Raw genomic sequence first — 24562 nt, forward strand, 5'->3', positions numbered from 1 at the left:
TTGATGGAGTCATTGTGCGTTTGCTGAAAAATCCCTACCTTGTGATGGCGATTGTCGCCCTGCTGGTGCAGAGCGTGTTGCTGGCGTTTTTCTACAGCCTGCCGGATCCTCTTGGGTTGTCCATGTCCGAAATGTTCGAGGGCAAGACCCTTTGGCAGATTTTCATGGCATTCGGTGCGATTCTCGTGATGGCGGCTTTGTTCGGCTTTGCGCGTGCGCCTCGCGGGCTTGCTGTTTTCTATGCGCTCTATTTCTTTGTGGCGATTGTCGACTACGACGTATTCCGTTTTTCGCACCAACGTCTTTCTTTTTCTTTCTTGCGCACGTATTTCCATATTTCGAACATTACCGATGCCACTACGGTTTCGACGTTGGGTGGCGACTTGCTCGGGACGGTTCTCTGGGTGTCGATGGCTGCGCTCTGCTTTGTAGGAGCGATTGCTTTTATTGTTGTCTATACGCTTCGGTTGCGTAAACTTCGCCGTTCGCACGCCCTCGACAATCGGAAACCGGTGTCCAGAAAAATTCCTTGGATCATGTTCGCGGTTGGCATGGCGTTGTCGCTGACACCGTTGGTGTTGTTCCTTACGGGGGCTCGCGGGTGGATAGAAATTCCGCTGATTCACACGAAGGTGGAAATGCGTTTCACTTTGGGCAAGCATACGCTTACAGCTCCGATACTCCATATAGCGGCTGTGGAAACTTTTGAGTTCATCCACGATAATACTAAAATCACCGATGAACTGGTTGGCGATTTGGACGCCTTCTTGTCTAAGGATTTTGTTGCAGGTCGCAGTAATGCCTTGGAACTTCCCATGTACCGCAGTGCTCCGACGCATGAATACAAGGCGAAAAGGCCTTACAACATCGTGTTCATCATGGGCGAATCGTTCAAGGGGCGTGTTTTCAACAAGATGCTCGACGGTGATACGGCCATTGCCCCTAATATTTTGAAACTGGCAAAAGGCGGTTATTATCCCAAGGATTCTACAGGAGAAATTCTCGGTGGCGGACTTTGGTTCAAGAACGCCTTTAGCGGAGGCTACCCGACAGTGCGCGGCACTATGGCGACCTATATGGGGTTCCCCTCGCATCCGAACCGCGATGTTCCCAGTTTTTATGCGGCAAACAAGTTCAAGGGCTGGCCGGAATTCCTGACAAATTATCAAAAAAAGTACATGACGGTATCGAACCCGATTTTTGACCACACGTTACCCTTTATCGAAAAGTTCTTTGGCAAGAACTGGTTTTTGCCTCAAGAGGTGACGCTTGCTGGCACTGTCGATAGCTTGGGCGTGAACAAGGCACTGGAATTGCTGAATACACAGCCGACGGATAGTTCGTGGCTTCTTGTTTTCAATACGATTTCGTCCCACATTCCTTTCTACAACTATCCGGATAGTTTTGCGGAAAAGCCTGACGATGCCATGGTGCGGTACCGTAATGCGGTTCGCTACACCGACAAACAGCTGGGCCGCTTCTTTGAGGCTCTTTCTGCTCGCCCTGATTTTGATAAAACGGTGGTGTTTGTCTTGGGAGACCACGATACTCCGGTAGATTCGGTGGATTACCTGGTCCCGCAGCCGCTGGGCCTTTCGGCTTCCCAGATTTTTGTCGGGATTTTCTCGGCCGATACGGCTCTCTTTAACGGGCTTACCGTTCGCGAAGATGTGGCCTCGCAGCTAGATCTGGGGCCGACGATTTTTGACCTGGCGCAGGTTCGCGAACCGAACCATTTCTGGGGATACGACTTGCTCACTCAGGAACGCCCCGCGGAACAGCCTTCGGTGTTCTTCTCCCAGAACTCCTACTACCTGGGTTTCCGTGACCACGTGCTTGCGGGTGGCCTTGAAAACGAAGATGTTTACCGAGCCGCATCCGGTGGCGAAAGCCCTTATGCGCTTACGACTGAATCGGCCGACCTTGAATGGAAAAAGAGGGCTGTGGGGGCTGCGAAAGCCGTACGCTCCGTACTCCGCAACGACATCATGATGCCGTAACAGGAACTATCCTTTTACGAACAATCGCCTAAAGAAGTTGATAATGCCGGCGGCTACCCTGTAACGGTATCCACGGCAATCCATAACCATTACGCCCTTGTACATGTTGAATGTATGGAACGCCACTTTCATTGTAGGGTGTGGCGAAGTCTTTCTCCACAGTTCCTTAAATTGAAGCCCTTCCGGGGATTCTTCAATTTGCTGGAAGGATATGCCATGACCATATTCTACATTGCTTTCTTGGGCTGGGCGATATTTCTTTCCCTTGTACTCGAACCAGTCGCCTGCGTTTCTTGCGATTTTCTCAGGAAAGTTATATTCCTTCACTTTGACATACTTTCCTGTTTCATCCATTTCGTAAACGCCCAAGATGGACCCGTTGGGATTGGGAATTTCCGTAGAATAAATCTGTTTTTTGCCAAATAATTCTGTATAGATGGCATCCGTAAGGAGCGCGTCGCTAATCGATTGCCCATTGACCAAGGCAGGTTTTTCCAGATCCAATTCGTATAGCTTTAATCCGCCACCCTTGAAATTTTCGGGATAAACCAGGATTTTGCCATCCCTACGGATAATCGCCGGAAAACTGAGATGCGAATCGAGCTCCAGAATCGTATCCGCTTTGAGTAGCTTGTTGCTGGCCTTGTCGATGGTGAGCATCGCAAGGCGCCCTCGCTTATGAGGATAATAGTATTCTTCGACTAAGACATAGATCTTGTCATCTGTAACATCGAGAATGAAGGGGTCTGCAAACCAGCGGTCTTTGCATTCGTGATTCAACCACTTGATTTTCAAGGGCTCGCCGTTAATGACTCCGTCCAAGGTGTTCTCGACAAAGCCGATATTCCAAACACCTTGCATGATGCTACGGTATAGCTCTATGGGTTTCACGCAACTATTCCTTTTTTAGGATCTTGCCGCACAGGAACATAGAGAAGACAACGCTTGCTAAAAGGAACATGAATATACTCATACAAGCAAGGTCGCCAATACCCTTCAATCCTTTATGTGTCGTAAAGAGGAATCCCACGAAACCCGCAATAGTCGTCAAGGAACTGGCCATCACGTTTCGTGCTGTTGTATCCATCAACCTGCGAAGCGTCATGGTCTTATCGGAATTCCAGGCCGTCACGAGGTGAATCGTGGCGTCAATGCCGATACCCAATGCCATCGGAATCACAATCACGTTGTAAATACTTATCTTGCCGTAGTCAAATGTCCCGTTGAGGAAGCCTAGCAATCCTAAAGTAAGGAGTACTCCCATGCCAAAGGGAATGCAACCCACAAGGAAAATTTTGGGTTTTCGGAACGATATGAGGAGCGTTCCGAAAATAACGAGGATGATTACGATTGCCAAGTTGAAACTGTCTTCTTTCACGGAAGAAATCACATCGGAAAGAATGAACTGCGAGGAGAATGTACGGAGCTTTTCGCCGTCAAAATTCCAGTGCCCGTAGCGTTCCTGGAAACGGTGTAATGCTTTTGCGTCCCAACTGGGGAAATCGCCATAGATAAAGCCGATCTTGCCGTAGGAACCGTCCTTTTCGCGGACAATATCCAGAATCCAACTGGGAAGATCCTCGGGAGCGAAGGTCTTCTCGACCATTGCCAGTTTCCTTAAATTGGCGATGTTGACGGAATCTTCCCCTTCGGCGCGGTCAAATATGCGAGCCTCTACCAAATCGCGAATTTCCTCGATGATTTCGAGACGTGCTTCCTGTGAATCCTTAGGTGGAATGAAACTCTTGAGCGTTATAAAACTGCCCAGCATGGAATCCTTTTCTACGTTGAGACGGTACATCAGCGTATCGTAGAGGCGGTCAAGCTGCGACGTCTTCGAGCCCATGACCGCTGCCGGCGTGGAGGTCTTGGCCTTGTAACTTGCTCGGGTCACTTTTGTGGAAATCTTGTTGTGCTGGACCGTCTTTACCGTGGAAGCGCGACGAAGGTTTTTAAGGTCGTGTTCAAAATCCACCTGCGGGGCAAAGTAGAGGGATATTGCTCCCAGAACAAATCCGACGATGGCGGCTGTTTTGAAGAACTTAAGGATTTTGGCTTCTGTCCAGGCTTTCGGGAAGAAACTGTTGTCCGGAGCCTTGGGAATGCCACCCATGCACTTGATGAATACCGGGAGAACCAAAATGGATGTGAGCATGCTGAAGAAAACACCTGCAGATGCAACGACACCAAATTCATAGAAACCCTTGAAGTGCGCCGCAAGCAAGGTGAGGAACGCGGCGATGGTGGTAAAGCTTGCCAAGATAAACGGTTTTAGCATGCGCTTTTGGGCTTCTTCGAGAACTTCTTCCAAGGATGCTTTTTCGCGCAGTAACTTTTGCGCGGTTCCCAGCATGTGGATGGAGTAGTCAATACCTATCCCCAGGATGATGGATGCGACAAAAACCGTAAACGGATTCAGTTTTCCGTAGAAGAGGGCGGTAAAGGCGAATGTCGGAATGCAGGCGTATAGCACGGAGCCGGTTACAAGAATCGGTCCCTTGATTCCTCTAAAGAAATACGAGGTAAGAAGTATGATCAGAACCAAACTGATGCCAAAGGAGAAAATACTGTCGTTGGCAACTTCGTCAACTTCCTTGAGGCCTTCGTATGTTCCATCCACAGTAAAGCGGGTGGGAACGGCGAAGGTCTTTCCGTTGAAATGCTGAAGGAGGGTGTCCGTACGCGCAAGAATGTGGGTGACGAATTCGTAATCCGTAGACGGCTTGATGAGTTTAGCGTTCACGACACCGTTAAACAATATCTTTCCCGTACTGTCGGGATGCGGGCAACCGATGAGGCGTGATTTCAGGTGGTCCGGTACAGGATCTTTCGGATGCCATTCATCTTTTTGGTCCTGGGCGGAACCAAGCTTGGCCTTTTTAATGAATGAAGCGAACGCGCCAATGGCTTCGTCCGGAAGGCCGAGCTCCTGCGGCAAATTTTCATCAAACCAAATGCGTTCTTTTTTTTCAGTAGTTTCGGCAGGGGCTTCGCCTAACAAGTCCACGACAAGAGGACCATTCTTCCTGCCGATTTCCAACTGAAGGTCTTCCAAATTGTTGCGGATGCGTTCCAAATGGAATATGGGCAGATAAAGAAGGGCGTTGTCCTTGAAAAATTGGTTGTCTTCGTCTTTTTGCGTTGACACGAAATCGCCTTGCCAACGGCTATGGATGTACTGCTCTATGGAATCCTGCATCGCGGCCACAATTTCGGCATCTTCGCTCTGAATGGCAATCGTGAAGCGGTCCGTGCTGCCAAAGCGCTGGTATGATTCTTGCAGAGCAAGGACGCTGGGGGTGTCATCGGGAAGCAAATGAGAAAGATCTGCATCCAGTCGAAGACCGGGTTTAACGAAAATGGGGAATGCGCATAGTACGGCAAGCAGGAAATAGAAAGCCAATGCCTTGAATTGATGCTTACAAATCAGCGGAATGTACCACGCTGAAAATTTTTCTTGCAAGGATTTCTTTGTAGTCATAGGCAAAATATATAAAAAAGTTTGCATGGACTTCCGTTTTTACTAGATTTACATTTATGAAAATCATGATTGTCCTTAACCGAATCGCCCGTGGTGGCGGGGAAAATGTGGCTGTTCAACTTGCCAATCAATTTTCCCGAATGGGACACGAGATTTTTTTCGTAAGCAACAAAGATCGAAACAACATCTCTGATTTTTATCCCATTGAGGAAAAGGTTCATATCTTCCCCTGTTTTCGTCATTTTTTCCCTTTTAAAATTTTTAGCCTTCGGCGTGCCATAAAAAAAGAGAATCCTGACATCATCATCGGGATTATGCCGGATTCTACTTTTTATACCTACTTGGCTGCTTTAGGTCTCCACAAGATAATCATTTCGTCGGACCACAGTTCGTTTGAAAAAAATCCTTATTCTCAAAGGCATCTATTCCCTTACCTCCTCAAATTCTACTTCAATGCCGTTTACGACTGCGTTACCGTTTTGACAAAAACAGACTATAATCTTGTCGTAAAGAAGTTCCGGAAAACAGTGGTGATGCCAAACCCTCTTTCTATGCCGCCAGCAAAAAGCATTTGCCCGAATAAGAAAAAGCGGATTCTTGCTGCCGGGCGACTGAATATTTGGCAATGCAAAGGGTTCGATATACTCATCAGGGCTTGGGCTCGAATCCATGAAAAATATCCTGACTGGGTCGTAGAAATTGCTGGTGAAGGTGAAACTGGACGTGAGTATTTGGAAGGCCTTATTGCCGAAAACCATTTGGAAAATCAAGTTGTTCTTTCGGGATTCCACTTGAATATCAAAGATTTCTTCAGTGACTCCGAAATATTTGTTCTCAGTAGTCGTTATGAAGGATTCGGTATGGTTCTCATCGAAGCCATGTCGCAAGGTGCGGCCTGCATCGCTTGTGATTATAAGGGCCGCCAGAGGGAAATCATCCAGGACGATTCTCAAGGTTTATGCGTAGAATGTGAAAACGAGGAAGCCTTGGCAAATGCCCTTTCGAGAATGATTGACGACGAAAATTACCGTAAGCAAGTCCAAGAAAATGGATGGAAGCGTTCCCAGGACTTCACTCCAGATAAGATTGGAGAGAACTGGATGCGCCTCCTTGAAGAATTGCTGGAGCGCCGGTCACGCACTTAAGATTTAAAGCCCGTGTTCGAGCGAGTAGTCCGAAATTTTGAGCAAAGTGTCGAGGGTCGCAGACAAGCGACCTTCTTCGTTTTGTAATTTCCCGGTGAGCTCGTTTTCTTGGCGCAGGTCGCTGTCGGCAAAGATATGCGTTTCGTCTTGAGAGGGGTACTTCGCGATAAAGCGGTAACCGTCAAGGCCGATGGCTGCATAGCCCGAGTATGCCCCGAGGGAAAGCCCTGCCAGTTCGTGCGGCTCCGGAACGCTTGCGGAATCAGTCGAGTCTGTCGGTGTACTTGCCAAACCGCCCCTTAACAAGTTGTGCCCCATGAAGATATTGGGCACCGCGAAACCGGCAAGTTCAAGCACGGTGGGCGCAATGTCGATCTGCGATGCGGGCGTGGTGTCGCGAACGGCGTCAAGGCCTTTGCCGTGGATAAAGAAGGGTATCCAGGTGATGTTCGAGAATCCGCCGCCGCTTATGGTGGAAACGCCGTTTTCGCCTAGGGGGAATCCGTGGTCGGCCATGATAATCACGTAGGTGTTCTTGTACCATTCCTCGTTTTCGATGGAGTGGATAAAGCGGGCGATTTGCCTGTCGGCGTAACCCATAGTCACGTTGATGCGTTCCTGCAAAGGCAGATTCTTTTGCTCATCGGTCATGCCGGCCGCGAAGTTGAACGGGTAATGGTTGGAGCGTGTCATGAGGGTCGCGAGGAAGGGCTTGCCTTCTTTTGCGAGGGTGTCGCGCACGTATTCGATGGCGTTGTCTATGAAGGTGGAGTCGTCTTCCCGGTTGCGGTTGTAATGCTGTGCCGTGTACCACTTTGCCATCCACACGCCTAGATTATCCCAGGCGGGGTCTGCGGCCGACATATAATGTGTGCTGTAGCCGTTTTCGGTGAGGGTCGAGACAAAACTTGGGATGGTGACGTGCGCGAGGTCGGTGGCCTGTGCAAGGCGGGAATGGTGGGGGATGCCAAGATGTGTCGAAAGGACGCCGCCCGTGGTGGGGACCCCGCTTGTGTGCATGCGCATCCAAACATGGGAATGTGCGGCGAGCGAATCCATGAAGGGCGTTGGGGTGGGCTGGATTTGTGGGTTCATGTAACCCGTATTTCGGCCACGTTGTGATTCCATGAGCACCAGGACGAAGTTCGGTTTCATCTCGCGCTGGGCCTTGAGCTTTTCGCTGTTCAGGAGTCCTGCGTTGGGAATGCGGTAGAGCGGGAGCCCATTGCCTTCCTTCGCGTCGGAGAATGTCCAATCGGAATCGCTCTCAATTTTTTGCCACAGGTTCTGGTAAGCGCTGCGGTACACTCCCAAGTCGGTTTCTGCTAGGCCTTCGACCTTCTTTGCAACAAACAGGTCGTTGTAAACCAGCGATACCACTGGACGGAGCTTTGTCATGCGGGAGTTGCCGGTCCAGATAACGTAAATGAACAGGTACGAGGCGATGTAGAAAATGATCATCGCAATGACGGATTTTTTTACATAGAAGCCTTCGCATGGACGGTACCCCTTGCAAAGCAACCTGTAAATTCCGTAAGTCGCCGGGAGCATCAGTGCGAGCACGACGAATTGCAAATAGGGTACGGAAAGGTCGTTTGCCACGTAATCGTAGAACATGGCGATGGAGGAGGTATCCTTGTATGTGTCGACGAGGCCAAAACTCAGGTGCCCACCTAGAAAGCGCTGCACTTCGTTATCGAGGAGCGTGAAGGGGAGAATGACCGCATGGAAAGTGGCATAAAGGATAGTCGTGACTTTTGCCACGATTGCGGCGCGGGCCGCCTTGTTCGATTGCCCGCCGATGATTTTTGCGAGGAGTGCGCCTACGACCACAAAGACGACAAGTGCATTGCAAATCCACAGGAAATCGAGGCAGACCGCATGGAAAATGAACCAGTCTGGCTTAGATACAAACGGGAATCCGTAGGGGTTGTTGCGGAACAGGAGCATCACGCGGAGCAGAATGTGCATGGCCCATGCTGCAAGAGAAATCAGCACGAGGTTTTGGAAGGGCGCTAAACTGGCTACCGTTTTTTTCAACAAATTTAAAATAGACGGTTTCATTCTCAATTCCTGTTGCAAATTTGTCTGTACAGTTCCAGCTGGCGCTTGAAACAGTCGTTCCAGCTGAACTTCTCGGCGTAGGCGCGGGCCTTTTGCTTCATGCTTTGCATGTCGGAACGGTAAAGTTCCACAATGGCTTCGGCGAGGGATTCGGGGGTGCGCTCCTTGAGGATGGTGCCTGCACCCGATTCGGTCACGTGCTCGAATGCTGCGCCTGCAGCGGCACCGATCTGGGCGTTTCCGCTGGCCATGCTCTCTAAAATCGAGAGGCCGAAGGTTTCCCAGCCCGACAGGGCGAGCCCCAGGTCTACGCTGGCGTAGTAGCGGGCCATTTCGTCAACGGAGTTTACAAACCCGATGTAGCGGATATGCTCGTGCTTCTGGACGGCTTCTTGTACCAATGGGAGGCTAGGGCCTGTGCCTGCGAATACAATGGCAGGCTCGTGGCCGAGTTTTTGCGTGAGGATGTCGTAGGCTCCCAGAACGAGGTCAATCCCCTTTTCCTTGCAGTGCCTGTGCGGGAAGAACATGGTGAGCCGTTCGGGGTTGCCGGCCTTGAGTTCGGTTACGAGCGATTCATCGCGCTTGCTGGGCGAGAACATCTCGATGTCGCAACCCAGCGGGATCCAGCGTGGGTCGGGCAGTCCGTTCTTGCGGAGGCGTGCCATGGCCTCCTTGGACGATGCCTGGATGCAGTCAAAGCCTTTGAATTCCTTGCGGGCGTACCAGAAAGCCTCCTTGCGGGCGAACGTGCCTGCACCGACACCAAGTTTTTTTGCAACGGGGCGACCCACATAGGTCACGGGGAAGTCCGCATGCCAAAAGCCGACCAATTTGGATTCGGGGCTCACGTGCTTTGCGGCGCGGCGGACAACCGTCGGCAAAATATAGGGGGAACCCACTTCGATGATGTCGGGCTTGTACTTGGCAAGTACGGGTTCCACTTGCGAGAGTTTCCATATAAAGCGGTATTCCCAGTTGCCCGGGAACTTGAACGCCTTCACATGTTCAATGACGAGGCTTTCGCTCTTGACTTCGGTGAATGTCTTGGAATCGGGCATTATGAAGACAGAAAGCGTGCCTTTGTTGCCGTCTTGCTCACAAAGTTTTTCGTAGAAAGCCATCTTCTGCAGGTGGTAGCGACGAACGCCGCCACCCGATGGGCTCCAGAAGTTATTTATGTCGACTATGGTCATTATTGGACTTCTTGCATCTTGTTAGAAAGCTGATCCATTTCCAGGTAGCCTTCGTAGATGTGGTTTGCTCCGAGTCGCTTGGAATTGACGGAGAGGAAGAGGTTCCCGCCCTTGGATTCCAGCCAGTAGATAGCATCGGAATCGCGCAGATAGGGCCTAGGACCTTCGAGCCCTTGTTCTGCCTGCACCAGTTCACCGCCGAGGAACAGCGGAATGTCGAGCGCTTTGTAGAGGTCAAGCATGACCGAAGAACGCCGTTCGTGGATGTCGGCAATATCCGGACGGTCGCCGATTTTCATGTGGTCGATGCCGTCGATGATGACGACCAGGTCGGGGTGTTCCTTTTGCTCGTCTTTCAAGACAGAGAGCATTTCCGTGTTGTCGAACGAGGGTTGGTCTTCCCAAATTTCCAGGCGGTTGTTGCGGACGTAGGAGATGAGTTCTTTCGTTGCGTCCAAGATATTGTGGTTCACCTGCTCGTCGGTATTCTGCTTTCTTACGGTGAGCACGGATTCGCCAATCATCATCGCAACGAGCCTGTCAAAGATTTGGCGGCGAGGTGTTTCCAGTGCGATATAGATGAGTTTGAGTTTGGGGTTGCTCTTGATGAGGTCGAGAGCGAGGCTCGACAAGAACGTCGTCTTGAGGCCGAACGGTTCTGCGGATACATAGAAACAGCCGGATTGGACGCCGTCGATTTCTTTTGCGAGCCGTGGGAATGACGAAAGCGTGTAGCCCACGTTCACGTCGGGCGGGCAACCCATGGCCGTGTCAAAGTTTTCCTTGATGTCTTGGAGGAGCATCGAACGGCGGTGGGTGTGAATGGTGTCTTCTTCGGTATGCGCAATGAGGGAGAGCAGTTCATCTGCTCCGTTCTTGCGCACGACCTGGTCCACGGTCTCGTCTTTGGGGAGGATGATGGACTTGAACCGGAGCCCGATTTCTTCGGCCATCTTGAGGTAGCGCTGGACGCGGTATTCCTGTGTGCGGCGGTTCGGTTCGCGGCGGAGGATCAGTGTGACAATTTCGGCACCGCAGGCCTTGAGCTTGAGCAGGTGGCTCTGCGTGACTTCTTGGTACATCGTCGAGACGACTCCGGGAATACCGGCGAGGTCTGCGGTGAGAGCGTCAAAAAAGCCTTCTACGATGATGGGTTTCTCGTTTTCGGGCTGGATGTTGAAGGGTATGTCGCATGGGCCAGACGCATAAGATACGTAGGCATGGCTGTGCATGTTGTCGTCGATGAGCCTACCGAAAACGGAATGAATGAGCCCCTTGGAATTGCGTGCGGGGATGGTGATGCGCGGTTCGTGGTAGGCTTCCAAATTGTCGAGGTAGAACCGGATCTGGTGGCGCTCGACTCCCGAAAGCAGGCAGTAGCTGGCGAACGGCTCCGGGTCGCCACTGTAGTAGCCGATGCCGTAAAGTTGAGCCTGGCCAATGTTCCAGCCGCGCTTGGCGAGGTATTCTGCCGAGGACGGGCTTTTGCATGCCGCCCAGTGGCAATAGCGGACAAAGCATTCCAGAACCTTGGACTTTTCACCGCCGACTTCGCGAATCCAGGGGTGTTCGTCCTGGAACGTGTCGGCCTGTTCCTGTTCTTGCGTCCCGAGGAAATCAATTGCCTCGGCGCGGGCTGCCGGTTCTTCGAGGCCGTTGAAACGGCTACGCATCACGAATTCGATAAGGTCGCCCTCGCTGCCGCATTGCAGGCAACGGTAGCGCCAGTAGCCGAGCGCATCGTAGAAGAACAGCGATGTCTCTTCGGGGGCATGGAACGGGCAACAAGCAATCAGGTTGCGGCCCCAGCGGCTCAGTGGGATTCCCAACTGGCGCGGGTGCGTCTTGGCTTTTATCAGTCCAGCGTGTTCTTGGTCTAGGAGCATAAAGAACCTCGTTCCATCGTTAGAAAAACAGAGATGTCCTATGAACAATTTAATAATTATTAGTTTTGAGGGTATAGTTGTAAATTATTTATGAGAAGGTAAGTGCATGGTTGTTCTTGGGATCGATCCTGGCTCCGTGAATACGGGTTACGCCTTTGTCGACGCCTGTGGCTCGAAATTGCAGGTTCTGGAATATGGTGCGCTTCATGCCCCCAAAAACAAGTCCTTCGAAGACCGCCTTCTGCATATAGTTTCTTCCTTAGAAGAACTCATGGACAAGTACAAGCCCGAAATGCTGGGCATGGAAAGTGCTTTCGTGGCCGTCAACGCCCATAGCGCTCTTGTTTTGGGCCATGTCCGCGGGGCTATTCTTGTCGCCTGTAAAAAGAGAGGCATGTCTTTTTCGGAGTTCCCGCCATCCACGGTCAAGCAGGCCGTTACGGGCAAGGGAAATGCGTCCAAGGAACAGGTGGCCAACATGATTTATGCGAGGTTGGGAATTGCTCCTGAAAAGGTCCTCCTCGATGCGACTGATGCGCTTGCTATCGCCTGGACCTCCGTTAACCCGAATCCGCTTTCTGAGTTGCTTCATTCAAAGCGCGGGTCCAAAAAACGCCGTGCGACTGTGAATGAATGGAAAAGCCTGATAGAAAAGATGGGAGGGACATGTCCATGAATCTATCGTCTGCTGACTATTTGCCTTATGGCCTCGGAACACCGGACTTTGCCGATGTTGGCGAGTACAAAGTTCACCGCGATGTCGTGCCGTACTTGGAAAAGCTCTCCGCCTTGGTGGCCTCGCATGGCTATTCTCTGAGGATTGAATCGGCGTACCGTTCGTTCGAACGCCAGCTCTCCATCTGGAACCGTAAAGCCAGCGGTAAATTGCCGTTGCTCTCGGCAGAAGGGGTGCCGATGCCAGTCCCGAGCGACGAAGAAGAGCTGATGTATGCGATTCTCACTTGGTCGGCATTGCCGGGGGCGAGCCGCCATCATCTAGGTACCGACTTGGATGTTGTCGATGCGAATGCCTGCCCCGAGAATTACGAAGTGCAACTCACGCCTGCCGAATGTGACGGGATGTTCGCTCCGTTCCACTCGTTCTTGGACGAAGTCTTTGGCTCCGGGGAAGAATCCTCGTTCGGCTTCAATCGAGTGTTTGTCCCGGGCCGTGGGAAAATCCGCCCGGAACGCTGGCACATCGCGCACCTGCCTACGTCGCGCCAATTGCTGGACAACTTCTCGCTCGACACGCTGCGCCATATTTACGAGAACACGGAAATCGCTTGCAAGCAAGTCATCCTTGCCCGGCTGGATTCTCTCGCCGAAGACTACATCTACCCTTACTTTATATGATGACGCTTGACTTTTCTCCTGAGAACCGGGGCATGATTCGCCTGAAGTCCGAGACGTATGGCCGGTCTGTGCTCGGGGCACCCTTGCTGTATTTCCCGTCTTCGGAGCGTACGGATTTGCTTGTTATAGCCGGAATCCATGGGGAAGAGCCTGAGACGACGTTCCTCCTGAGTCGGGCTTTGCGCCATTTGCCACAGGCCTTGGAGCATACCGCAGTCGTGCTGTGTGCCAATCCGGACGGAGTGGTTCTCGGAACGCGAGGCAATGTAGCGGGTGTCGACCTCAACCGGAATTTTCCGACATCGAACTGGAAGCAGGGGTGTATCGGGTCGCGTTCTGTTCTGGAACGTGCTCGCGATACGGAACTTTCTACCGGGACGTGTCCTGCAAGCGAACCGGAAACCAAATTTTTGCTGGAACTCATCAAGAACTTGCGTCCCAAGTCTATCCTCTCGATCCATGCTCCCCTTGGCTGCCTAGATGCCCGTGAAAAGACTCCGCTGGTCATTGCCTTGCAGGGGGTGTTTGGGCTACCGTGGGTTCCAGACGTCGGCTATGAGACCCCTGGTAGCCTGGGAACGTGGTGCAACGAAAACGGCACCGAATGCGTTACCCTTGAATTGCCCAGGATGTCTTTGGAATTGCTGTACGACCGCTATGGGGAAGCCTTCGCGAGATTCCTCGCAGGCCCCGTTCCGCACTAGGCCGCTTTTTCTTTTTCTGCCTTGGCTTCGGCGATAATCTTCTTGCGGTTGATAAGACCGATGGCAAGGCCAATGACGAGATAGCCGCCAACGAGGAGCAGCAGGTATTCGTACAAGAACGGAATGGTATCTGTGACAAAGAAGAATGCGCAGAAGTAGGTAATGACGATAAGTACCGCTTGTGCCGTATTGAACAGCTTGTTCTTGCGCGGCTGGAGCTTTGGCAGGAACAAGGGGCTTACCATCAGAATGCCCGTGACAAACAGGATGGCGACGGGGAGGTACAGCGCAGCGGATTCCGCTCCGTCAAACAGGCCACGGGACTTGAAGAACACGATGGTGATGGCGTTGATGGCTCCGGCGAATGTCGACGGAACGCCAGAAAAATGGTGGTGGTAGGTATCCGAGTCCATCGCGTTGTACTTGGCGAGGCGCATGGCTGCACAGAGTACGTAGATGCTGAACACGACGATCAGGAGTGCAAAGTGGGACTGGAACCAGTTGGGCGCGAAACCGCGGTAGGTGTAGAAAATGCAGAATGCGGGAGCAATGCCGAAGGCAATCAGGTCGGCAAGGCTGTCGAATTGAGCCCCGAACTCGGAGCTGGCGTTGACCAGGCGTGCGGCGAAACCGTCGAGTTTGTCAAAGAGAACGCAGAGCAAAATGAAATAAGCGCTCATACGTATGTAGTCCGTTCCCGGTGCCGTAATGGTATCGAAGGATCCCGTTGCCCAGCAAATGGCAAAAACGCCGAGCATGAAGTTAAGACTTGTAAATGCGTTCGGGAAAATATAGCGTAACTTGTTCACGGGGTCTCCTTTGTAGGACTGCTTCAAAAATATAAAAAAAATTGGACAGAACAAAAAAAAGGCATCCGAGTGGATGTCTTTTTGAAGAAAAATTAATAGGAAACTCTGCTCTTATTTTACAGGCTTTATGCTCCACAGGGCGTTGACACCTGCAGCGACAATCAGGTGCTGCGGCGGTGCGTAGGGATTCTCTTCGGTCGGGAAGTTTGTCCAGTGCTTGGTGGAGAACTGGTAGTACTGCGTGGGCCTGTAGAGGATCGGCATAACAGGAACCGTTTCCATGAAAATCTTGTTAAGCTCACGATAATCGGCGATGAGCTTTTCTTCGTCGGTCTCGGCCGGAATCCGGGCAAGGAGCTCGTCAGCCTGTTCGTTCTGGTAACGGCCCTGGTTTGCGAAGGCGTCTTCGCCGGCGGGCTTGTAAGACACAGAACCCATGACCTGGTCGAAACGGGTCCAAGGGGTCGCTGCGGAAAGTTCGGCGGTCTGCGTCTTCATGGAGAAGTCGAAGGTCCCGAGGCGGAGGTCCTTGTCCCATACGCCGTAGTCTACGAACTTTTGCTCGGCGGTGATACCGATTTCCTTGAAGGATTCCGAGATGACCTTGATGGCGTCTTCCCAGTCGGTCCAGCCTTGCGGGCATTCAATAGTGAAAGAGCGGACGGGCTGTTGGTTCGGGTCGATGAGTTTTCCCTTGTCGTCCCAGCTGTAGCCGGCTTCGGCGAGAATGGCTTTTGCCTTGTCGGTATTGTAGCTATACCCGTAGTTGGCCGCGTCGTCCTTGTTGAAGAACTTGGATTCGGAACCGAACGGGAGGATGAAGCCGGGCTGCATTGCCGGAGTGTAGTTGGAAACTGCGCGAGCCTTGATTTTCTCGAAGTTGATGGAGTGCATCATGGCGCGGCGGAGGACAACATCGTTAAGCGGGGGATTGTTGTGCGCCACAATGAGCGTCGTGATGGATCCGGGCTGGTGGAAGGGCTCTTCGCGGCTCCAGGCACGGATGCTGTCTTTTGCCTTTTCCCAAATGCGCGGCAAGAAGATGGACGAAATGTCGAGGTTGCCCCTGGTCATGGCGCTGTTGAAATGGTTGTTGCCATTGTACAGGGAGTGGATGATGAACTTGGGGGCGGGCTTCTTGCCGTCGTGCTTCACGTTACCCCAGTAGTTGTCGTTCCTTTCAAGGACAATCTTGTCGGGGGAGTAGGTCTTGAGGTTGTACGGGCCTGAGACAACAGGGTGGTTGTCGTTCTTGAATTCCGTAACCTTGGCCATGTCGTAGGTGTCGCCTTTCTTAGCCGCATTGATAATGGGCTCGAAAATGGCCTTGGGGAGTATGGACGTTTCGGCAATGGCGTTCAACAGGATGAGGGGATTCTTGTTTTCGGAGAAATTGAACGTGACGACTTTGCCGTTGGTGGTGATGCTCGAAATGTAGTTCCAGTTGTCATGGCGTGGAGTCGGCAGCAGGGAATCTATGCGGAAACTGTAGATGACATCATCCACGGTCACCGGTTTGCCGTCGCTCCATTTTGCTCTGGAATCCAGTGTGACGCTGATGGAGTTCTCGTTCTGGGAGAAACTTTCCGCGAGCATCGGTTCCAATTTTCCAGTGAGTTGGTTGTAGGTGACCAACGTCTCGTACATGACGCGGACATTCCCGTCGATGGGGAAGTTCGGGTCGTAGTCCAACGGGTTGAATGTAGTCGGTGGTGCCCAGTCAAAACCACCGATGTACAATGTCTCATTGCGGGGGTATTCTGAATCACCTGCGGTAACGGTTTCCTTTTCTTCTTGGCATGCGACAAGTGCCACTACGGACGCGACCGCGGCCGTCTTGAACAAAAAATTGCGGACTATAATTGACTGGCTCATAAAATCCCCAAATATTATTTCCATAAAGATAGTGATATTTTTAAGAAAAATACAATAAATTTTTATTAACAGGCCATATAAGGTGCTTGTTTTGCCCGTTTTTAACCAAAAGTATATTTTTGTTTGGAATGTTTTACTTTGGATGCACCAAGTTGTGGCTTAAATGGGCTCTGTTAGAGACTGAATCCGTAGAGAATTCGCTTGGGGGATGCGCTGAATAACGTGTGGTTCGTTATATAGGGAGAACCTGCTCCTCCAGGTGTACTGAATGTCTTTTTCTCTTTCCCGTCTTTGAGTGAAATTCCGATAACTTCGTTACCTTGGTCTATCCAGACGATGTCATCGAATACTGTGGGCAAGGTGAATATGGAACTGTGACCTTGGTATTTCCAAAGGGGTGTCCCGGATTCACTATAAAGGAGAATGTTCTGGTTCGAAAGCCCGAGGAGTAGCATGTTTTCGCCTTGGTACTTTATCGCCTGCAATGTAGAAATGGGGGATTCGAGCAATATCTGGATGGGGTCTTTACGAGGATTCTTTATGTTGTATATGTGGAGTCGGTTGTTGCCCGTGGCAATGATGAGCGAGGAGTCGCTTGCAACCAGGTGCGTGACAGAGCCTTGGAGCCTTGGGCCGTTTTCTTTTGCCTGCCCGGAGCCGTCGCCGAGCCGGATGACTTCGCCTTCAAGACTGGAAAGGTGGAGCGTGTTGCCGCTACGCGCAAAGAGGAACGGGACGGAGTAAATCTTGCGGGACCATGCCAGCCTGTTGTCGTTTCTCAAATATTTTAGGAGGAATCCGTTCCAAGTAGAAACGTAGATGGCGTCGTTCTCTATCTTGATGTCGAATGCTTTCCCTGGGAGCTGGAGTCTTGTAGAAGCCGCTTCTTTGTTAAGGTCGTAAATAGAGAGGTTGAACCCGTTGGCGAGGGCGAGCGTATTTTCGTCGGTACTCATGACCGGGCTGTTGTCCATCTTGCTGAGGGGCTTTGTCCAGCGGATTTCGCCGTTTTCGGGATTGATGCAGAGGAGCCGTTCGGCTGCGGGGTCTATTGTGTAGAGATTCTTTTTGTTGCCGAAGAACCTTGGGTATCGGGTTTTCGGGGAAATGTTCAGGAGGCTTACGAACTTTGCGTTGATTGCCTTGCTGTAGTGGTTGAGAATGAGTTGAGTCACCTGCGGATTACTGGCCGAAAGGCGGACCGCTTCGGCCCATGCGTTTTGGCGATCTTTCTCGTTACCTTTGTTGCTTTCGAGCAGGAGCGCCTTGAAAAACCAGGCTTCTGCATTGCCCGGTTCCAGTTTGAAAAGCGTATCGAGGGTCGGGGCCAGCTCGTCCCATTGTTTTTCTTCGGTGAGTGTCGCCGCCTTGTACACATACTGGTCAGAAAGCAGTGGCCTGAATCCGTAGTAGTTCGGGGCTATGCCTTGCAGATGGTTGTCGTCGAATATGAGGTATATGTTGCCGTCGGTGTGGACTGGATCGTAGAGGATGGGCTTTGAAAAATTGAAGTGCCAAAGCGGGCGCAACAACGTGTCGACGACACTCAGGGAACCTTCGTTGGAAAACAGTCCCAGCGTCCCTTGCGAGAGGGGGGCAATCGACGAAGCGTCGCTGCGGACCGTTGCTTTTTGTATTCCGCGATCCTCGTCAACTAGCGATACTTTGCCCGAGGCTTCGAGTACAGCTATGTTGTCTTCAAAGGCGCAAATCTCATCAACGTTGTTGTACGGGAGTTTCCAGAGAGGAGAAAATTGCATTTTGGGCTGGTAGCAGAACAGCGTATTTCCCGACACGAGGTAAATGTTCTTTTTGATAATGAGCACGTGGGCGATGGCATCGAAAAGCGAAATGCTGTATGTCTCGCTGCCGTCCGTTGGCGAGATGAAATGGAGTGCGTTGTCCGGGCAGTTGAGCACGTAGTGGCCTGTCGTTCCGTAAAAGCCCTCAATCTTGCAGTTGTTGTATTTTTCCGTAACTTCGGCACGGATACCCTTCTTGTTCAATATGGTCAAGGTGCGTGCGCTCATGGCCACCGCTTCGCTGTTGTGCATGAACAGGCTTTTCGTTCCTTCGACCTTGAACGATGTTAGCGGGGTTTTCGGGTGTATCGGCTTGAAAAAAAGGCTGTCTCTTTCGGGTCTTTGGTACCAGATGCCCTGGGAATTGATTGTCAGAATCTCGGCTTGGACGGGGAGGGGAACCTTTATCTCGATAAGGGAATCGTTCTCGATTTTATAGATGCTGTTGTTCTGTAGCAGAATGTGCGTGGTCGGTCCATAATAAATCTTTTTTATGGGGAACCGGACTCGCAGGGATTTTTTCAGCAGGGCCTCGGGCGATTCGCTTGTCGATGCAGCTCTTGCCGCTAGCCAGTAAGATTTGCCGGTTTCTTTTGTTTTGCGCAGGCTTTGCCGGTAGTAGTAATTGGCGCTATTCTTGCTGCTCGACAGTTCGTAGATTTTTCCGAGGAAGAAGTTCGCTTCGCGCTGGTCGTCTTTATCGCCCTGTCTGGAAACTTTTTCGAGAATGCGGACAGCTTCGTTGACGTTGCCCTTCATTTCGAAATTGTAAATCGCTTCTTGAATGTCGGAAGCCATCCTATCGGCAAAAACGCTTGCACTGCATAGCGCAAGGAACGCAACCGCGGTAAAAGCGGTATGCACGATTGCCGATAGATTTTGGCTTGTTTTAGGCATCGAACTTGTAACCTGCTCCACGAATGGAAAGGATGATTTTCGGATTGGCTTGGTCGTCTTCCAGTTTTTTGCGCAGGTTGACGATGTGGTTGTCAATGGTGCGTGTCGACGGCATGTTGTCGGGGGTGTAGCCCCAGATGTCTTGCAGGAGGTCTTCGCGCAGGACAACTTCTCCGCGGTGTTGCCAGAAGTACTTGAGAATCTGGAATTCGCGTGCCGACATCTCGAGGGTTTCGCCGTTCTTGGTCGCTTCGTATTTCTTGAAGTCAAGATGAATGCCAGAAAAGTCGATAGAATCCTGTGTGGCGGCGGTTTCGGTTGCCTTGGATGCTGTATCGGCACGACGGAGGAACGCCTTGACGCGGGCGAGGAGTTCCAAAATGGAGAACGGCTTGGTCACATAGTCATCGGCACCCATTTCGAGGCCTGCAACCTTGCTTGTTTCTTCGGTTTTTGCCGTGAGCATGATGATGAAGCATTCCGGGTGCTTCTTGCGGATGACTCGGCACACTTCGAAGCCGCTTTTTTTAGGAATCATCAGGTCAAGGATGACCAAGTGCGGCAAGAAAGAGTCCGCCTTGGCGATGGCTTCTTCACCGTCAGCAGCCGTTTCCACGATATAGTTTTCGAGCTCGAAGTTGTCTTGGAGACCGAGCCGGATGATTTCTTCGTCTTCGACGATTAGGATTTTGTGCTGCATCTTATTCTACCTTTTTGAACCTTACTGTAAATGTGGAACCCTTGCCGAGTTTGCTGGAAAGAGAAATGGTTGCTTTGTGAGTCTCGACGACTCTCTTGACGATGGCGAGCCCGAGTCCGGAACCCTTCGTGCTGCGAGTCATTTCGTCACCCACTCTATAAAAGTTATTAAATATATTTTTTTGTTCGGAACCGGCGATGCCGATACCTGTGTCCGCTACAGAAAATGTAGCGCGCTCGTCGCTGTTGTACACTTCGATGGTGATGTCGCCTGGAGCGTTCGTGTACTTGATTGCGTTCTCGATGAGGTTTTGCGCTAGGCTGTAAAGAGCCGTATAGTCGCCGATGACATAAGCCTCGGGCTCAAAGCGCGTATGGAATGTAAGCCCCTTCTCGACACCGATATCGTACATGGATTCGTAGACCTTCTTTGCGCAGGCCGAGAAGTCGATTTTTTCCCACTTGAATGCGCCCCTGCCATGTTCCATGCGGGTGTAGTTCAGAATGGCTCCGATGAGGTTTTCAAGCCTTGTTGCTTCTTTGCCGATAAGCGACGAGTATTCTTGAATTTTCTCCACTTTTTGCACACGCCCTCGTGCCATGGTTTCTGCAAACATCTTGATGGAGGTCAGCGGGGTCTTGAGTTCGTGCGAAACGCTCGAAAGGAAGTTCGCCTTCATGGCTAGCAGTTTGTGCTCCTGGATGATGAAGCGGAACATGAATATGGAACCGAGCAGCACCGTGATGAGGGAGAAGGTGAGAAGCCCGTACATCAGGAACATCCTTTGTCTGGATTCCTTGCGGATTTCTCGCATGTCTTTTTCGTACAGCGTCAAGTCCCATTGGAGGCTTTGCCCGATGTTTGTCTGGGAAAGGACGATTGCCGTGTCGGGAATTGCGCCCATGATGACGGCGTCGGAGGCATCGGTGATGGAGAAGGGAATGTTTTTCCAACTTTTGACGGTCGCGTTCAATTTGGAGAGAATGCGCGACTTGTAGGCCTCGGGGTCAATTTTTGCTATCACGATTTGGTCACCGGACAGGAGCGGGTAGCCAATCTTGAACAAGGTAATGTCTCCGTTGCTCTTGTACAGGACGCCTTCTTTTGACTGTGCCTCGTCGGTGATCGTTTCGTCAAAAAGTTCCTTATGCCGGTACAAGATGTCCATGTCGCTAATCTGGCGATTGAAGTTTTCTCGCAGGTTCCAGAAGGCTTCGCGCTTGTCGTTGGGCAGGTCTTCGAACGAAAGGATTTGAGTGAATGCGGATTCAAAGAAGAATTTTGCCGAGGGGATGTCTTCGATACTTTCGCTGTGCAGGAACTGTCCCAGAATGTTGAGGCAGTAGTCCTCGGCTTCCTGGTGTTTTTTCTGTTCGACCAGAATGTCGAAGTGCAAAAGGTTGATGGAGCGGGTCAGGTCGGCATGCAGGTATCCCTGGGGCCTGGGTTGCCTTTCCAGGAGATCGAGGAGCCGTAGCGCCTCGTCGTAGTTCTTGTGCCTGTAGCTCAGTCGGATGAGCCCGAGGATATTTTGTACCTGATCGTCTATAGTCTCGAACGGGGATTGCATCAAACGGATGGAACGTGACAGAACGGCGGCGTTGTAGTCCTTGCCGTTGATTTCATCCTTGAACAGTTGCTTTTCGATGGGGTTCGGGATGCTGGTGGAGTAGTTGGACGCCTTGATGAAGTGGCGAGACGAAATGTCGGGGTAGACGAGGCTTCCCTTGTTGAACAGGAACATGGCCTCGACGCCGTCTACGGTCTTGTAGGTTGTCGCGTTGCCAAAATCCAGCAAACTGTGGGGCTGCCCGTATAGGAATAGCGATGCTGCTTTTGTCTCTTGGAGAATCTTGTTCTGCTCTTTTTCAATGGCGTTCTCGACTTCCGTTTGGAAGGAAGCGCGGTTTTCATCGAACGTCTTTTGGGCGAGGAATATCTCGTTCTGGATGTTCCTGAAACTCAGTATGGACAAAATGGCTGTCGGGAGTACGATTGCCCCGGCGAATAATGCGAATAACAGTAGATTATTATGTGAAACCCGCATTTGAGCCCGTCTCCGTTAAATGGGGATGAGGACCGAAAGTGCGGGGCAACGCAAAATAAGAACACTCCCCCCCATGAGGAGGGTGAGGGTGATCAGCAGTAGTGCTGCCGTGATGATTAATGCTCTTGTCACTTTGCTAATTGTGCTTTATGCGTGATGGACACGCGGTGTCCGATTTCTATACGACGGTTGTTCGAATAAATTTCGTGGATGAGTACAGCAGATTCGTTTTCGCCGGAGCGGGCGACGACGCCACGGCCCAGCAGGCGGGGAGGAATAGTTGCGTCAGACTTGTCCAATTCCCAAATGGCGACGGCATCACCTGTATTGTACTGTTGCTTGACGCCCTTGTCTACCAGGATGTAGGAATACGATCCGATGATGAGCATCGGGTCCATGGAATAGCGGATGACGGCCATGCTGTCTACGTTGGATTCCTTCACGTCTTCGTAAGAGGATACGTTCAACGTTTTCAGCGGTTCCTTGAGGCGGGCCTTGGACTGGTTAATCTTGATTTCCCTGAAACTTTGTACAATCTGTGCGCGTGAGAGCGTGTCGCCGATGGCGGTAATCTTTGCGTAACCGGCGAGACGGAGCAGTGCGAACTTTTCAAAGTCGACGCCGCGAACCGTAGGCACGTTGATAGCGCGAGCGTCAATAATTTCGACGATGTCGCCCTTTTTCAGGTTTTGGTTCGTCTTCTTGCCAATGCCCACGACGACTTCGTTTTCGGGAATATGGATAATCGGTTCCTTGCGTTCGCCGGAGCGGATGGAGAAGTAGTTCTTCATCTTTTTGAGGGAATCGAGAGAAAGGACTTCCGGTGCCAGTACCTGGTAGTAGCCGTTGAAAATTTTCGGAGCGGGGCGCTTCTGGTAGTAGTATTCGTCTTTCGATATGACTTTTTTCTTCTTCTTGTCGCGGCTGCGGAGGTCGCCGAGCATGGACTCGAAGTCCCCGTTGCGTGCGTCGTTCTCGTCGCAACCGACTGCGCTCACGCCCTTCGGGAGGCTAGAGTCTGGTGTGGCTGCTGCGCAGGGGTAGGTATGCGCCTTTCCTGTGCTTTGACGGTGTTCTGCGTTGATGCTGTCACCGAGATAAATGGAGTCGCCCGGATAAATCCAGTGCGGGTCTTGGATGTGCCTGTTGTTTTCCCACAGATCGGGCCATGCGAACGGGTCGTTCAGGAATTCGTCACTGAGATCCCAGAGGGTGTCGCCCTTCTTGACGACATAGGCGGACGCTGCGAGAAATGCGACGCCGAGGCATATGGTGGCACACTTTACAAAATGCATAATAATCCTTGTAACTCTTTGAAAGTAAACAGGTTATGTAATAATTTAATCTTTTCTGGACCTAAAAGCAGCATCCTTTTGCACAAAATGCGGAATATTGCCTTTTTTTGCCCTTTCGATGCGTTCTTTGGGGCGCTGTACGTTCTTGGAACGGGCCAAAATGGCCGGATTTCGACCTAAAAGGCCATTCCGGTCGGGTACGAAGATGAACAGCACTTCGAATTTCGCGGAGCCGGGTTCCAGGTACAGCGGGACGCTCTTGCGGAGCATGTAGCCCTCGTTACGGAACTTGCGGATTTCCTTGGCGGCCACTTCGAGGTTGGAAGTCTGGAGGAGAATGCGTTCCGGGCGGGAGGCCGCTGCGGTCTGGACGACTCCTGTTGCGAGCGGTTCGTCGCCGGGCAGGTTGAAGTAGAAAGTCCAGCGGCCTTCGTTCTCGGGCTTGCGGAAGAACTTTGCAAAAAAGTTGGCGTCGAGCTTTTGCCTGTGGAAACGCATGTTGTTCTCAACAAGCGCTCGTGCGTTGTACTTCGAAGAAAGCATGGCGGTTTCGCGGCAGTCCAGGCAATCGACGGAATCGAACATGCTGGCCAGCGAAGCACCGACATAGGACGATGCAGAGTAGAACTCGAACAGACGGTCCCCCTTTGTCGGGTGGATGGCGTCGGCGATGCGCTTGGGGAGGCCAATCCAGGCGTCCTTGACGCGTGGTGCCCAGTCCAGCACGTGCATGGAGAATCCCGTGTCGGCGATAGGCATGAAGTCCTTGCCGAACACGCATTTTGCCTCTGTGCTAACCGTCTGCGCCGTGGCCGGGTCGAACAGGTGGTCGGGTTTGCACTGGATAAAGTGCAGGCTCAAGATTTCGGGGATAGAACGTTGTACAAAGTCGGTGAAAGTCTTACTTTCGTGTGCGGAGTTCCTGCCCCGGAGGTTGGCCTGGACGAGCATGGCGAATCGCCCGTCGCCTGTGGCGCGGAGCCAAATCTGGCGGATGGACTTGCGGAACGCCCTGAGGTGCTCCTTGCGCAACTGCTGGAAAATCATGGGGACGATTTCGGGAACGTCCATTTTCCGGACCGGAATCTCGACTTCGAGCAGTTCGTGCTGACCTTTGTAAACGGACTTGATGCGCCAATCGGAATGCATCGGGTCTGCCGGCGCTGTGTACCAAGCCTGGAATTTCCCAGGAATGTGCTCGGCTTCTATCCAAGCGGTGAGTTGCTTCTTGTGGTCTTCGAGCGTAAAGGCGCTGGCCTGTATCTTGACAGGTTTCGTTTCTTCTTTCTTTTTGTACATGGCGTG

17 protein-coding genes are annotated in these 24562 nt (G+C 51.7%); 5 read left to right on the top strand and 12 right to left on the bottom strand.

Features of this window, described 5'->3' with window-relative positions; all coding sequences use genetic code 11:
• The first annotated feature begins 14 nt into the window (after window positions 1-14).
• Window positions 15-2000 carry a sulfatase-like hydrolase/transferase gene (locus Q0Y46_RS00725; protein ID WP_297943738.1) on the top strand — a complete coding sequence of 662 codons (1986 nt, stop codon included), beginning with the start codon at window positions 15-17 and terminating at the stop codon, window positions 1998-2000.
• Between the two features lie 6 nt (window positions 2001-2006).
• Here Q0Y46_RS00725 and Q0Y46_RS00730 read toward each other — a convergent pair whose 3' ends face one another.
• Together Q0Y46_RS00730 and Q0Y46_RS00735 are read right to left on the bottom strand one after the other, a co-directional pair.
• Window positions 2007-2891, bottom strand: coding sequence for a hypothetical protein (locus Q0Y46_RS00730; RefSeq protein WP_297943741.1), 885 nt, complete (start codon window positions 2889-2891; stop codon window positions 2007-2009).
• Window positions 2892-2895: 4 nt separating this feature from the next.
• Window positions 2896-5481, bottom strand: a complete 2586-nt coding sequence (locus Q0Y46_RS00735) for an MMPL family transporter (protein ID WP_297943744.1) — start codon at window positions 5479-5481, stop codon at window positions 2896-2898.
• 56 nt (window positions 5482-5537) lie between these two features.
• Here Q0Y46_RS00735 and Q0Y46_RS00740 point away from each other — a divergent pair, with 56 nt between their 5' ends.
• The gene (locus Q0Y46_RS00740) at window positions 5538-6626 is read left to right on the top strand and encodes a glycosyltransferase family 4 protein (protein ID WP_297943748.1); all 1089 of its coding nucleotides are present in this window, start codon (window positions 5538-5540) and stop codon (window positions 6624-6626) included.
• A gap of 3 nt (window positions 6627-6629) precedes the next feature.
• On the opposite strand, the gene Q0Y46_RS00745 is transcribed toward Q0Y46_RS00740, so the two are convergent.
• From Q0Y46_RS00745 to Q0Y46_RS00755, 3 genes are read right to left on the bottom strand one after another with little or no spacing between them, the layout of a single operon-like run.
• Window positions 6630-8690: an alkaline phosphatase family protein gene (locus tag Q0Y46_RS00745; protein WP_297943751.1), complete on the bottom strand. Its 2061-nt coding sequence runs from the start codon at window positions 8688-8690 to the stop codon at window positions 6630-6632.
• 2 nt (window positions 8691-8692) lie between these two features.
• Window positions 8693-9886 carry a glycosyltransferase gene (locus tag Q0Y46_RS00750; RefSeq protein ID WP_295681798.1) on the bottom strand — a complete coding sequence of 398 codons (1194 nt, stop codon included), beginning with the start codon at window positions 9884-9886 and terminating at the stop codon, window positions 8693-8695.
• Window positions 9886-11772 (bottom strand): CHC2 zinc finger domain-containing protein, encoded by a 1887-nt coding sequence (locus tag Q0Y46_RS00755; RefSeq protein WP_297943753.1) that lies wholly within the window; start codon window positions 11770-11772, stop codon window positions 9886-9888. Before Q0Y46_RS00755 ends, Q0Y46_RS00750 begins: the two co-directional genes overlap by 1 nt.
• A gap of 106 nt (window positions 11773-11878) precedes the next feature.
• Between Q0Y46_RS00755 and ruvC the strand changes: the two genes are divergently transcribed.
• From ruvC to mpaA, 3 genes are read left to right on the top strand one after another with little or no spacing between them, the layout of a single operon-like run.
• A complete protein-coding gene (ruvC, locus tag Q0Y46_RS00760; RefSeq protein ID WP_295681803.1) occupies window positions 11879-12448 on the top strand; it encodes a crossover junction endodeoxyribonuclease RuvC in 570 nt (189 codons plus the stop codon).
• Window positions 12439-13128 (top strand): M15 family metallopeptidase, encoded by a 690-nt coding sequence (locus tag Q0Y46_RS00765; protein ID WP_297943756.1) that lies wholly within the window; start codon window positions 12439-12441, stop codon window positions 13126-13128. The genes ruvC and Q0Y46_RS00765 overlap by 10 nt, the downstream gene beginning before the upstream one ends.
• A complete protein-coding gene (gene mpaA / locus Q0Y46_RS00770; RefSeq protein WP_297943760.1) occupies window positions 13125-13832 on the top strand; it encodes a murein tripeptide amidase MpaA in 708 nt (235 codons plus the stop codon). Before Q0Y46_RS00765 ends, mpaA begins: the two co-directional genes overlap by 4 nt.
• Here the strand turns inward: mpaA and Q0Y46_RS00775 are convergent.
• The 7 genes from Q0Y46_RS00775 to Q0Y46_RS00805 form a co-directional block, all read right to left on the bottom strand.
• Window positions 13829-14641: a CDP-alcohol phosphatidyltransferase family protein gene (locus Q0Y46_RS00775; RefSeq protein WP_295681812.1), complete on the bottom strand. Its 813-nt coding sequence runs from the start codon at window positions 14639-14641 to the stop codon at window positions 13829-13831. The genes mpaA and Q0Y46_RS00775 overlap by 4 nt on opposite strands.
• A gap of 111 nt (window positions 14642-14752) precedes the next feature.
• A complete protein-coding gene (locus Q0Y46_RS00780; protein ID WP_295681815.1) occupies window positions 14753-16516 on the bottom strand; it encodes an ABC transporter substrate-binding protein in 1764 nt (587 codons plus the stop codon).
• Window positions 16517-16689: 173 nt separating this feature from the next.
• Window positions 16690-19215 carry a hypothetical protein gene (locus Q0Y46_RS00785; protein ID WP_297943764.1) on the bottom strand — a complete coding sequence of 842 codons (2526 nt, stop codon included), beginning with the start codon at window positions 19213-19215 and terminating at the stop codon, window positions 16690-16692.
• A complete protein-coding gene (locus Q0Y46_RS00790; RefSeq protein WP_295681820.1) occupies window positions 19208-19915 on the bottom strand; it encodes a response regulator transcription factor in 708 nt (235 codons plus the stop codon). The genes Q0Y46_RS00785 and Q0Y46_RS00790 overlap by 8 nt, the downstream gene beginning before the upstream one ends.
• A gap of 1 nt (window position 19916) precedes the next feature.
• Entirely contained in the window at window positions 19917-21962 is a 2046-nt protein-coding gene (locus Q0Y46_RS00795; protein ID WP_297943766.1) for a HAMP domain-containing sensor histidine kinase, read from the bottom strand.
• 128 nt (window positions 21963-22090) lie between these two features.
• Window positions 22091-23257: a LysM peptidoglycan-binding domain-containing protein gene (locus Q0Y46_RS00800; protein WP_295681825.1), complete on the bottom strand. Its 1167-nt coding sequence runs from the start codon at window positions 23255-23257 to the stop codon at window positions 22091-22093.
• A 45-nt stretch (window positions 23258-23302) separates the two neighbouring features.
• Window positions 23303-24556 carry a hypothetical protein gene (locus tag Q0Y46_RS00805; protein WP_297943770.1) on the bottom strand — a complete coding sequence of 418 codons (1254 nt, stop codon included), beginning with the start codon at window positions 24554-24556 and terminating at the stop codon, window positions 23303-23305.
• Between the last annotated feature and the right edge of the window lie 6 nt (window positions 24557-24562).

It is taken from the genome of uncultured Fibrobacter sp. (assembly GCF_947305105.1).
In the GTDB taxonomy this organism is placed as follows: Bacteria; Fibrobacterota; Fibrobacteria; order Fibrobacterales; family Fibrobacteraceae; genus Fibrobacter.